11 protein-coding genes and 1 other RNA gene are annotated in these 11,926 nt (G+C 65.3%); 11 read left to right on the top strand and 1 reads right to left on the bottom strand.

Annotation, left to right across the window (positions count from 1 at the left end):
* Positions 1-4 precede the first annotated feature (4 nt).
* Both EO136_RS02720 and EO136_RS02715 read left to right on the top strand, forming a co-directional pair.
* Complete coding sequence (locus EO136_RS02720; protein ID WP_127142932.1) at positions 5-1,483, top strand: catalase; 1,479 nt, start codon at positions 5-7, stop codon at positions 1,481-1,483.
* 192 nt (positions 1,484-1,675) lie between these two features.
* Positions 1,676-2,797 carry a DUF2336 domain-containing protein gene (locus tag EO136_RS02715; protein WP_164730409.1) on the top strand — a complete coding sequence of 374 codons (1,122 nt, stop codon included), beginning with the start codon at positions 1,676-1,678 and terminating at the stop codon, positions 2,795-2,797.
* A gap of 9 nt (positions 2,798-2,806) precedes the next feature.
* Here the strand turns inward: EO136_RS02715 and EO136_RS02710 are convergent, their stop codons facing one another.
* A complete protein-coding gene (locus EO136_RS02710; protein WP_127142930.1) occupies positions 2,807-3,136 on the bottom strand; it encodes an ArsR/SmtB family transcription factor in 330 nt (109 codons plus the stop codon).
* 273 nt (positions 3,137-3,409) lie between these two features.
* Between EO136_RS02710 and EO136_RS02705 the strand changes: the two genes are divergently transcribed.
* The 9 genes from EO136_RS02705 to EO136_RS02665 all read left to right on the top strand — a co-directional run bounded on the left by EO136_RS02705 (position 3,410) and on the right by EO136_RS02665 (position 11,894).
* A complete protein-coding gene (locus EO136_RS02705) occupies positions 3,410-4,354 on the top strand; it encodes an ArsR/SmtB family transcription factor (protein WP_246018247.1) in 945 nt (314 codons plus the stop codon).
* The gene (gene metF / locus EO136_RS02700) at positions 4,351-5,247 is read left to right on the top strand and encodes a methylenetetrahydrofolate reductase [NAD(P)H] (RefSeq protein ID WP_127142929.1); all 897 of its coding nucleotides are present in this window, start codon (positions 4,351-4,353) and stop codon (positions 5,245-5,247) included. Before EO136_RS02705 ends, metF begins: the two co-directional genes overlap by 4 nt.
* Positions 5,248-5,356: 109 nt before the next feature.
* Complete coding sequence (locus tag EO136_RS02695) at positions 5,357-6,187, top strand: hypothetical protein (protein ID WP_127142928.1); 831 nt, start codon at positions 5,357-5,359, stop codon at positions 6,185-6,187.
* 180 nt (positions 6,188-6,367) lie between these two features.
* The gene (locus tag EO136_RS02690) at positions 6,368-7,081 is read left to right on the top strand and encodes a TerB family tellurite resistance protein (RefSeq protein WP_127142927.1); all 714 of its coding nucleotides are present in this window, start codon (positions 6,368-6,370) and stop codon (positions 7,079-7,081) included.
* An 88-nt stretch (positions 7,082-7,169) separates the two neighbouring features.
* An RNA gene (gene rnpB, locus EO136_RS02685) (RNase P RNA component class A) lies at positions 7,170-7,551 on the top strand.
* Positions 7,552-7,664: 113 nt separating this feature from the next.
* A complete protein-coding gene (locus EO136_RS02680; protein ID WP_127142926.1) occupies positions 7,665-8,639 on the top strand; it encodes a WD40 repeat domain-containing protein in 975 nt (324 codons plus the stop codon).
* A gap of 164 nt (positions 8,640-8,803) precedes the next feature.
* On the top strand, positions 8,804-9,802 hold the full coding sequence (gene rsmH, locus EO136_RS02675; protein ID WP_127142925.1) for a 16S rRNA (cytosine(1402)-N(4))-methyltransferase RsmH: 999 nt from the start codon (positions 8,804-8,806) through the stop codon (positions 9,800-9,802).
* Entirely contained in the window at positions 9,799-10,188 is a 390-nt protein-coding gene (ftsL, locus tag EO136_RS02670) for a cell division protein FtsL (protein WP_127142924.1), read from the top strand. Before rsmH ends, ftsL begins: the two co-directional genes overlap by 4 nt.
* Positions 10,185-11,894 carry a peptidoglycan D,D-transpeptidase FtsI family protein gene (locus tag EO136_RS02665; RefSeq protein WP_342773394.1) on the top strand — a complete coding sequence of 570 codons (1,710 nt, stop codon included), beginning with the start codon at positions 10,185-10,187 and terminating at the stop codon, positions 11,892-11,894. Before ftsL ends, EO136_RS02665 begins: the two co-directional genes overlap by 4 nt.
* The last annotated feature ends 32 nt before the right edge of the window (positions 11,895-11,926 follow it).

Here is an 11,926-nt window from a genome sequence, read left to right as displayed (position 1 = left end):
CCTCATGTCCGACAAGACGATGACGACGACCGCCGGCGCCCCGGTGCCCGACAACCAGAATTCGATCACCGCAGGCCCGCGCGGCCCCGTGCTGATGCAGGACTACCAGCTCCTCGAGAAGCTGGCCCATCAGAACCGCGAGCGTATCCCCGAGCGCGTCGTGCACGCCAAGGGCTGGGGTGCCCACGGCACCATGACGATCACGGGCGACATTTCCAAGTATACCCGTGCCAAGGCGCTGCAGCCCGGCGCAGAGACGCCGCTGATCATGCGTTTTTCGACCGTGGCCGGTGAGCTGGGCGCGGCCGATGCCGAGCGTGACGTGCGCGGCTTCTCGATCAAGTTCTACACCGAAGAGGGCAACTGGGACCTGGTTGGCAACAACACCCCCGTCTTTTTCGTGCGCGATCCGCTCAAGTTCCCGGACTTCATCCACACCCAGAAGCGTCACCCGCGCACCAATCTGCGCTCGGCGACCGCCATGTGGGATTTCTGGTCGCTCTCGCCCGAGAGCCTGCACCAGGTCACCATCCTGATGAGCGATCGCGGCCTGCCTGTGGCGCCCATGTTCATGAATGGCTATGGCAGCCACACCTATTCGTTCTGGAACGACAATGGCGAGCGGTTCTGGGTAAAGTTCCACTTCAAGACCGAGCAGGGCCACAAGCACTACACCAACGAGGAAGCCGAGAAGGTCATCGGCTCGACCCGCGAGAGCTATCAGGAAGAGCTGTTCGGCACCATCGAGCGGGGGGAATTCCCGCGCTGGAAGGTTCAGGTGCAGATCATGCCCGAGGCCGATGCGGACAAGACCGGATACAACCCCTTCGATCTGACCAAGGTCTGGCCGCACGCCGACTATCCGCCGATCGACATCGGGGTGCTCGAGCTCAACCGCAACGCCGACAACTATTTCGCCGAGATCGAGCAGGTTGCGTTCAGCCCCTCCAACATCGTTCCGGGAATCGGTCATTCGCCCGACAAGATGCTTCAGGCCCGCGTCTTCTCCTATGCGGACGCGCACCGGTACCGCCTGGGGACCCATTACGAGTCGCTGCCCGTGAACGCTCCCAAGTGCCCGGTCCATCACTACCACCGCGATGGCCAGATGAACGTCTATGGCGGCATCAGGACCGGCAATCCGGACGCGTATTACGAGCCCAACAGCTTCGACGGTCCGACCGAGAACAAGGCCGTGCAGGAGCCCCCGCTCAAGATTTCGGGCGATGCGGACCGGTACAACCACCGCGAAGGCAACGATGATTTCGGCCAGCCGCGCGCGCTGTTCACCCTGTTTGACGACGGGCAGAAGATGCGTTTGTTCGCCAACATCGCCGCGGCGATGGATGGGGTTCCCGACGAAATCGTCGAGCGCCAGTGCAAGCTCTTTGACCAGGTCCACCCCGATTACGGCTCGGGCGTGCGCCATGCCATCGAACAGGGCAAGCAGGAGCGCCCGGCGGCGATCTCCGCAGCCGAGTAAGCGTTCGATATCGACAAGCGGCCTCACACCGCGCACGAAAGCCCCGTGTCCTCGCGATGCGGGGCTTTCTTCATGTCTTGTTTGTCATTTCAGGAAAATTTGAATCAAACGCTTGCCATTGAGTTCAGGCGATGGCGAAATCCCTGTGCCAGCTTCACGACCAGAAGCGGCATGGTGCCGGGGAGACGACACATGTTTGAGACCAGTGAGGGCACGCGCGCGTTCTCCAATTTCCGCGTTCTCAACGGTGAAGCGGATGCGGCCGAGCGTGACCATCTTATCCGCAATCTCGCCCAGCTCTTTTCCTACGTCTCGGACCGGTGCGATGACGAGCAGGTCGCCCAGTATGACGAAGTCCTGTGCCAGCTCGCTGACATTGTGGAAGTCGAAGCGCGGGCCCATGTGGCCCGGCTGCTCGCGCCGCTTGAACGCGCGCCGGGCATGGCGGTCATCAAGCTCGCCAATGATGTCATCGAGGTCGCGGCACCGCTGCTCGAATTTTCGTCCGTGCTCTCTGACGACGACCTGATCGAGATCGTCGAACGCCAGACCGAGGCCCACCGCGCCATTATCGCGCGCCGCAAGGGCCTGGGCGAGCGCGTCGCCGACGCCATCGTCGCCAATGGCACCGAGGCCTCCCTTACCGGGCTCCTGCGCAACACCGATGCCGAGCTCAGCCGCGTGTCGCTCGATGCGCTGGCCAGAATCGCCAGCGCCAACCAGTCGATCGCCGCCGACCTGCGGGGACGCACGGACATCGACTGGGCCAAGGTGCGCTCGGAAGTGTCCACCGTGGGCGAAGAAGCGCTCGAGGCCGTGGGTATCGATGCCGAACAGGACGTCGCGATGCCGGGCCACGTCCAGGCGCTGGTCTACAACCGGATCCGCAACCGCGCTGGCTTCACCGCGCAGGAGTGGAAGCTGGCCTGGAATCAGGTCAAGGCGCTCGCCGACCGGCGCCGCTTCGATCTCAAGGCACTCCAGCGGTTCACCCGCTTCGGCTATGGCCACCATGCCGCTGCCGGGCTCACCATGCTGCTCGAGGTGCGCCCGGAAGTCTTCGTCAAATGGCTGGCCATGCAGGATTACGTGGCGATCACCGTTGCCGCCCGCGGCATCGGGATTTCGCCTGAGCTCTTCGAGGCTATGATTGCAGTGCTCCCCTGGCGGGACATGCCCACCAGGGAAGACATCGACAATGTCCGCAAGCGCTTCGAGGCGTTGAGCGAAGATGAGGCTGCCGGGATCTTCGATCTCTGGCGCAGCCACGCTTTCCGTCGCCGTCCGCCGGGACAACAGGAAGCCGTCGCCTGACCGGTCGGGTCAGGCGTCTTCATCCTGCAAAGCGGCCTTGGACAGCACGGTTTCGAGCCAGTCCCGCGGGCCCTCGAGCCCATTGGCCACCAGCATGCAGACGCGCCATTGCCTGTCCACGCTGCGGCGGATCATCCCCGCACGTTCCAGTATGGACAGATGCCGGGAAATTGCCGGAGCGCTGATCTGGAACGGCTCGCTGAGCTTGCCGACAGTCATCGGGCCCTCTGCGGCCAGTCGCGCAACAATGTCGCGACGCACCGGATCGGCCAGAGCTGAAAAGGTCAGGGAATCTGTGTCTGGATAATCGTCCTGCACTTGCAGGTTAACTAAGCTCATGCGATCCACCCCCGCGGAACTCGCCACTGAAAAGTCTCTAAGTACAAATACTGCTTACACGACATCGTGATCAAATCAAACGCAGCATTCCATTCTTGGCTAAAGAAGTGGGCCTCGGTCAAGACCCGGTGAGCGTGCTTGTTGCGCGCAGATCGCCACAAATCCCCCTGTGCCCCTGCAATCCCGGACTTGACGCAAGGGATATAAAGATATCTTTATGCCCCTGACGAAAAGCGTGAGGGTATCGCGGTGGCAACGCTCCCGGCGAACATCGTGGCATGTTTCAAGGCGGCTGGCGAGACCACCCGCCTGCGGCTGCTCGCGCTGCTCCATGAAGGAGAGCTCTCGGTCAAGGATTTCACCGAGATCCTGGGGCAGAGCCAGCCCCGCGTCTCCCGCCACCTCAAGCTTCTGGCCGACGCCGGCCTGATCACCCGCCACGCCGAGGGCGCCTGGGCCTATTACCGGCTGGCCGATGGGGGGGTGGCAAGGGCGCTGCTCGACTGGATTGGCGGCGCCATGGACCCCGACGCTGCCGATCTCGCAGCGGATCGCGCCAAGCTCGCGCGGGTGCGGGCCCAGCGCAAGGCCCAGGCCGATGCGTGGTTCGCCGATATCGCGCCGAGCTGGGATCGCCTGCGCTCGCTCCATGCGCCCGACGCCGCGGTGGAAGCGGCCATTCTGGCCTCCATGCCTTCGGGCCCCGTGCCCATGCTGCTTGATCTGGGCACCGGCACCGGACGGATGCTGGAGCTGCTTGCGGGCCGCTACGAGCAGGCGGTGGGCGTCGATGCCAGCCGGGAAATGCTGGCCCTGGCCCGCAGCAAGCTCGAGAGCGCCGGGCTTGCCCATGCCCGCATACGGCATGGGGACATCGAGGCGCTCGAGGAATATCGCGGGCAGGCCGACCGGGTGGTCATTCACCAGGTCCTGCACTATTTCGATGATCCCGGCATTGCGCTCGCCAGCGCCGCGCGCTGCCTGCGGCCGGGCGGGGCGATGCTGATCATCGATTTCGCGCCCCACGCGCTCGAATTTCTCAGGACGGAGCAGGCGCACCGGCGTCTGGGCCTTTCGTCCGCGCAAATGGAGGTCTGGGCCGCCGATGCAGGGCTCACCCTCACAAGAGTGCAGACCATCGCTCCGGAACGTGCGGACGGGCTGACCGTCTGCCTCTGGCAGCTCGAACCCGAGACAGGAATGGAGACCACGGCGTGACACCCAACGCTGGAGAGCGGCTCAGCCGCCAGCCCGAGACAGCCCGCCCGCCGCTGGCTGTGAGCTTTGAATTCTTTCCGCCCAAGACCGACGCCATGGAGGCGCGGTTCTGGGACAGTCTCGAGCGCCTCGCGCCGCTGGGCCCGCGCTTCGTGTCGGTCACCTACGGGGCAGGGGGCACGACCCGCGAGCGCACCTTGCGCATGGTCTCGCGCATCACCGCCGAATCGGGGGTGCCCGCCGCTGCCCACCTCACCTGCGTCGGCGCGAGCCGCGAGCAAGTCGACACCGTCGTTCGCGGCTTCGCCCAAGCCGGGGTCAACAGCATCGTCGCCCTGCGCGGGGATCCGCCCGAGGGCGTCGGCCAGCCTTTCACGCCGCATCCGGAGGGCTATGCCGGCGCCGCCGATCTGGTGGCCGGCCTGCGCCGGATCGGGGATTTCGACATCTCGGTCGCCGCCTATCCGGAAAAGCATCCCCAGAGCCCTGACTGGGACGCCGAGATCGACAACCTCAAGCGCAAGCTCGATGCAGGCGCCAACCGCGCCATCACCCAGATGTTCTTTGAGAACGCCGATTACTGGCGCTTTCTCGAGCGCGCCCGCAAGGCCGGGATCACCGCGCCCATCGTCCCGGGCATCCAGCCCATCCACTCGTTCCGCCAGATCGCGAGCTTTGCCTCCAAATGCGGCGCGAACGTCCCCCATTGGCTGGCCGATCGGTTCGACGGGCTCGACGACGACCCCGAAACCCACGCGCTGGTCGCCGCCGCGGTCGCAGCCGAGCAGGTGACCGAGCTTCTCGATTCGGGGGTCACCGAGTTCCATTTCTATACGCTCAACCGCTCCAGCCTCGTTTTGGCGCTCGCGCGCCTTCTGGGCATCCGGCCCTGAGCGCGGCTGCAACCAACGGTTAACCACGCCGTTCATCGTCGATTCATCAAACTCGCGCCATGATCATGGGGCATGGATATCGTGCGGGGCAAAGTTTGGACGGATGACGATGATTGCGAAACATTCTCTGGCGGGCGCACTGGTGCTCGCGGTTGCCGTATCCTTTGCCAGCGGCTGGTGGCAGCGCGATTCGCTCCAGCGCGCCTACATAACGACAGCTCCTGCCGATGAAGTGAGCGAAACAGCCGATGTGGTCGGTCCCGCGCCCGCGCCGCAGCCGGAAGTCGAGCAGGAGGTCGCCGAAGTTCATGTGCCGGCGCCCGAACCCGAGCCGGTCGAGCGCGAGGCGACTGCACCTTCGCGCGTGGTCGATGCGGCCGGGTTTCCCGTGGCCGATGGTCCCATCGTGACCGTCAACGGTCGACCGCTCGGCTCGGATAATACCGAACCCGCGGCCCCGCCCGCTGTCGCCGATGCCACGCCCGTCCAGCGCCCCCAGGCGCCCGCGCCGGCAGAGTCGGCAACGGAAGTCGCCGCCATCCCGCCGCTCCCGCTCCCCCGTCCGGCCGATGCGCCGTCCCGGCCCGTGCAGACCGCCTCGGTCGCCGAGCCCCGTCAGGTCGAAACGCGCACCGATTACGAGGCGATCACGGCCGCCGCCCACGGCCAGTCGTCGGGCAGCTCGGTGGAGTTCATGAGCCGCGAGCAGCGCGAACGTCTTGCTCCACTGACCGCCGAGCCCGGCTATGCCAGCAACAGCAGCCCGGATTTCGATCCGCGCGCCGAAGGGCTCGTGGAGGTGGTCACGGCCAATGGCGATACCATCTGGGTCTATGAAGATCAGGTTGACCGCGGAAGCGCCCAACTCGTCGGACCCGTCAATGACGGTGGATCGGCTCCGCTCGGGTTCATCTACGACACCTTCGACTATCGCTGGTAGTCCGTTTTCGCAGGACGAGCGTTCCAGTACGGGTCGCGGACAGGCCGGGAAGGATAAAACATGAGCGATTGCTGCGCTTGCACCTGCGTCCGTTCCCGTCCTATTGGACCGGTGCGGCTCGATGTCTTCTTTGCCAGGGCCGTTTGCACGATAGTCTGTTTCGTGAACAGGAAACGAGCGATGTCGATCTGGCAGCGTATTGCAGCATTTCTCAGTGCGCTTGGCGATTCGATCGCCGGGTCCATAACGGCTATCCTCGATCCCGACAACTGGATGCCTGGCGGACGTGATGCGGCCTTCACCATGTCGATCATCGCGCTTTCGGCCAAGATGGCGGTGGCCGACGGCATCGTGAGCCCGCGCGAGATGCGGACCTTCCACAAGCTTGTCGATATTCCCGAAGGCGCCGACGAGCATGTGGAGCGCTTTTTCGCGCTCGCCCAGCAGGACGTGGCCGGGTTCGATACCTATGCGCGCAAGGTGCGCAAGCTCTTCATCGACAGCCCCGCCAGCCTCGAGCACGTTCTTGACGCGCTCTTTGAGATCGCCACCGCCGACGGCATCGTCCATGAGCGGGAGCTCGCCTATCTCAAGGCGATCAGCGACATCTTCGGGTTCGATGACGTGCGATTCGAGCAGATCGCCCGCCAGCACGTCATCATGCCCAACGGACGGCGGGACCCTTACGCGGTGCTCGGGCTGATCCCCGATGCCACGGACGAGGAGCTTCGGCGCACCTACAGGCGGCTTGTTGCCGAGCATCACCCCGACCGCATGATCGCCAAGGGCGTGCCCGAGGAACTCATGGGCCTGGCTACCACCAAGATGGCGGCGATCAACGCGGCTTATGGCGAGATTTCCCAGGCCCGTGGCCTCAAGCCGGCGATCGCCTGAGCCAGCGGTTCGCGGCTGTGTCCGGATGCGTTCGCGCACTGCAAAAACTGTTCCCCTTTGCCTGCAAACCCACTAGATGAACCGGTCACCAGTCGGCCGGGCGGCCGCTGTGCCTTTGGCATGGAGGAAAGTCCGGGCTCCATTGAAACACGGTGCCGGATAACGTCCGGCGGGGGCGACCCCAGGGAAAGTGCCACAGAAAGCAAACCGCCCCGGCGTGCCGGGGTAAGGGTGAAAGGGTGCGGTAAGAGCGCACCGGGCGCCCGGCAACGGGAGCCGCACGGTAAACCCCACCGGGAGCAAGACCGAATAGGGACGATGGAGGCTTTGCCTCGGCTGTGTTTCTTCAGCTTGTCGTCCGGGTTGGTTGCACGAGGCGTCTGGCAACAGGCGTCCCAGATGAATGGCCGCCACGTCTGCGCCTTCGGGCGCAGGCCTTACAGAACCCGGCTTACAGGCCGACTGGTGATCTTCAACTCCCCCCATAGCCCAGCTTGCCATCCCCCATGTTCGGGGGATGGCGCAGCCACGAGGGCCGGTGCACATCCGGATGTGAGTTCGCGGGGCTCTGGAGGGGCAAATCATGTCGGTCGGCAGACGGCGCGTGAAAGACTGCGCGCTGGACGGGCAGGGGGGCCTCGCCCGCCTCGCCGTCGCTTCCCACCAAGGCGCGATCATCTCATGGTTCCACGATGCGGCGTCCAACCGGCTGGTCGAGCTCGACTGGATGCCCGGTTCGGGGATGGCCCTGCACGCGATCACGCTGTCGGCCCCGCTGCCCGCCGGCGACCTGCTCGGCTCGGTGGCGGGCAATGTCCTGGCCGTCTCGGGCCATGATGGTGCGGCGCTTGTTGCGCGGGATACCGGGGCCGTTCGGCCGGTCACGAGATTGCGCCATCCGCTCGTTGTCAGCCCCGATGGCCGGCGCCTGATCTCGGCCACCGACCGCGGCCTGCTGATGGCACGGCTCTGGACCGGCGAGCCGGGACAGCCGCCCTTCGCCGGCGATACCCAGCCTCTCGCGATCTGCGATTTCGATTCGCCGAACGGCCTGGTCATCCTGCCGTCCGAGAGCACCGACGTCTTCGGCCTGCTGGTGGGATGCTATGGCGCGGTCGGCTACGCCGCGCTGTCCGCCTTCGACCATCACGCACCAGAAGTCGAAACCCGAAACTTCCCGCTGGCCGGCTTGCCCTACGATCCGGTCAGGCTCATCGGCCCGGGCCCTGTCGTGGGCATGAGGGCATTCCAGTACGTCTATGGCATCGACGAAGCCGGCTGCGGGCTCGTGGCCATCCGGCCCGACTGGGGGGACGTCATGGTCTGCGAGCTGGGCGTGCCGAGGGCCTATGGCACGGTCGCCCATGTGGTGCCGCGCCTGGATTCCATGGGGTGCATCGTGCGGCTCAAGGGTGGTGATGCGCTGGTTTGGTATCCGGACATGGCCCCCACCCCCATCGCCTTGCCCCATGGAATGCCGCTTTTATGGCATGATGGCCACGCTCTCGTCTGGTCCAAGGACCGTTCACGGATTTGCGAGATCGGCTTGGCGGCCTAGATTTGCCGTGGCCTTTGCCACCGCGCAAAGGTTTGGGAAACAAAATCTTAAAGCCTTGGAGTCAATGTTGCGCAATGCGGGCGCCCTGCGTTCCGCCTTTGGTTTCCGCGATCCTTTCAGCCGGTCGCATGTCCCTGTGACGCCTTGCGTGAGTAGACGAGTAGATGGGCGAGAGAGAGCACACCGGTCCCCAAGATCGATCCCTTCACGCGCCGGTGCTTCTCGATGAGGTGATTGTCGCGCTCGGGACACGCGACGGGGAGCGGGTGGTCGACGGCACCTTCGGGGCCGGGGGGTACAGCCGTGCCCTGCTCGAGGCCGGCGCCCATGTCATCGGCATCGACCGCGACCCGAGTGTCGCGCCCATGGCCGATGCGCTCGCCAAGGCTTTCCCCGATCGCTTCCGCTTCGCCTCCGGCCGGTTCTCCAGCCTCGATGATCTCGCCGAGGGCGAGGACATTTCCGCGGTGGTGCTCGATATCGGGGTCAGCTCGATGCAGCTCGATCAGGCCGAGCGCGGCTTTTCCTTCGCCAAGGCCGGCCCGCTCGACATGCGCATGGGGCAGGACGACACCAGCGCCGCCGATCTGGTCAACGATCTGGCCGAGACCGATCTTGGAAACCTGATCTTTGCCTATGGCGAGGAGCGCGCCTCGCGCCGGATCGCCCGCGCCATCGTCGCGGCGCGCAACGAGGCGCCCATCACCGACACGCTAACGCTCGCTCGGGTCATCGAATCCGCGGTGGGACGCAAGCCCGGCGGGGGGCATCCGGCCACCCGGACCTTCCAGGCCCTGCGCATCGCGGTCAATTCCGAGTTCGACGAACTCGTCGCGGGCCTGTTCGCGGCCGAGCGGCTGCTGGGCGAGGGTGGCCGGCTTGCGGTCGTCACCTTCCATTCGCTCGAGGACCGGATCGTCAAGCGCTTCTTTGATGCATCCAAGTCCGCAGGCACCGTCTCGCGGCACATGCCCCAGATCGCGCGGATCGAGCCGTGCTGGGCGCCGGTGCGCAAGCCGGTAAAGGCCGGACAGGCCGAGCTCGCGCGCAATCCGCGCGCCCGCTCCGCCACCTTGCGCTCGGCCATCCGCACGGCGGCTCCGGCGCGTGAGGCTCATCGCACGGGGCTCGGCGTTCCCGGCTTCAAGAGGGGTGCGGCATGAGCGCATTTCTTCGCAGGCTGAACCTCATTCTCACCTGCACGGCGGTCGTGGCGCTGGTCGGGGTGTATGCCCAAAAGCACATGGCCGAGCGCAGCGCCGGTGAAGTGGCCCGGATCGAGCAGGCGATCGCCCAGCAGCAGGCCGATCTCTCGATCCTGAAGGCGGACTGGTCGCTGCTCAACCAGCCCACCCATATCCAGCCCATCGTCGACCGGCACAATGACGTGCTCAACCTCCAGGTCGCGCAGGCCAGCCAGTTCGGGCGCTTCGAAGACCTTCCCATGCGCCCCGAAATGCGCCTCGACACCGACGCCCTCAATGCCCTGTTCCAGGAAATCGAGGAGGGCAACGATCCCATAGCCGCCTTGCTGGAGGACATCCTTTGAGCGCGATCACCGCCACCGACGCCACTATTGCCCTTGATGGCACGCGCAAGGTCCGCGGCAATCTCACCGGCGGACGGATCCGGCTGGCCATGGTGATCGTGGCGCTGGTCTTCTCGATCATGGCGGGGCGGCTGGTCTGGCTGGGCAGTCTGGAGATCGATACCTCGATCGAAGGCCAGGCGCGCGACGCCATCATGGCCTCGCGCCCGCCGATCCTCGATCGCAATGGGCTGGAGATGGCTATCGACATCCGGGTTCCCTCGCTGTTTGCCGAGCCGCGCCGCATTCTCGATGTCGACGAGGCGACCGACGCCCTGCGCACCGTTCTGCCCGATCTGGACCGTGCCTGGCTGCGCGACCGGCTCGAGGGCGATCGCGGGTTCGTCTGGGTGGCGCGCGAGCTGACCCCCGGCCAGCAGGAGCGTATCCTGCGCCTTGGCATCCCCGGCATCGACTTCGTCACCGAGAGCAAGCGCTTTTATCCGGGTGGCCCGGCGGTCTCCCACGTCATGGGCGCGGTCAACATCGACAATGTCGGCATTGCCGGGGTCGAAAAGCACCTCGACGACGATAATCTCGCGCTGCTTCAGGATCTGGGTCTGGCGCGGGGCAACGCCATGTCCCCGGTCGAGCTGACCATCGACATGCGGATCCAGAACGTGCTTTACGACGAGCTGGGCGATGCGCTCGAGCGCTATCAGGCGATTGCCGCTGCCGGGGCGATCATGGACGTGCGCACCGGCGAGGTGATCGCCATGGTGTCGCTGCCCGATTTCGACCCCAACGCGCCGGCCACCATGCTCGAGGAAGGCAGCTTCAACCGCATGACCGCGGTCAAGTTCGAGCCGGGCTCCACCTTCAAGACCATCACCTTCGCCGCGGCCCTCGAAAGCGGCGCCATCTCGCTCAACGATTCCGTTGATGCGCGGTTCGGCGTGCGGTTCGGGCGCTACACCATCGACGATTTCCACGGCAAGCACCGGGTGCTCTCGGTGCCCGAGGTCTACAAATATTCGTCCAACATCGGCACCATCAAAATGATGCAGGCCATGGGAAAGGACAACTTCCAGGCCTTCGTCGACAAGATGGGCTTCGTGGGCACCCCCAAAATCGAGCTGCCTGAAGTCACCAACTCGACCGTACCGGCCAAATTCTCGGAAGTCGGGGCTGCGACTATCTCGTTCGGTCACGGGCTCAGCGTTACCCCGCTCCAGATGCTCAACGCCACGGCCTCTCTGGTCAATGGAGGGTATCTGATGGAGGCGACCCTGTTTCCCCGCACCGCCGAGGAGGCGCGCGCGCGATCGCGGCAGGTGGTTTCCGAGCGCACCAGCGACCAGATCCGCTATCTCATGCGCCTCAATGCGCTCGAAGGCTCGGGCAGCCGCGCCAACCGCATCGCGGACGGTTACCGCTGGGGCGGCAAGACCGGAACCGCCGAAAAGGTCGTGGACGGACGCTATTCGAGCGAGAACGTCACCGCCTTCTTTGCGTCGGCCTTCCCGCTCGATGATCCGCAATACGCCATGTTCGTGCTCGTGGACGAGCCCAAGGCCGAAAACGAGCAGTCGGGCCGCACCGCGGGCTGGAACGCGGGTGAGATGTCGGGGCGCATCGTCGCCCGCGCCGCACCCATGCTCGGCATTCGCCCCAATACCGATCCCATGGTTGACGCGGCTCTGGTGCCGGCTGGGCTGAACCTGTAAAAGGCCGGCGGTCCCGGTCGCACGGAGGAGTC

This window comes from Pelagibacterium montanilacus, assembly GCF_003992665.1.
GTDB lineage: Bacteria > Pseudomonadota > Alphaproteobacteria > Rhizobiales > Devosiaceae > Pelagibacterium > Pelagibacterium montanilacus.
The sequence above is the reverse complement of the archived record's forward strand: the minus strand, read 5'-3'. Positions and strand labels throughout refer to the sequence as shown.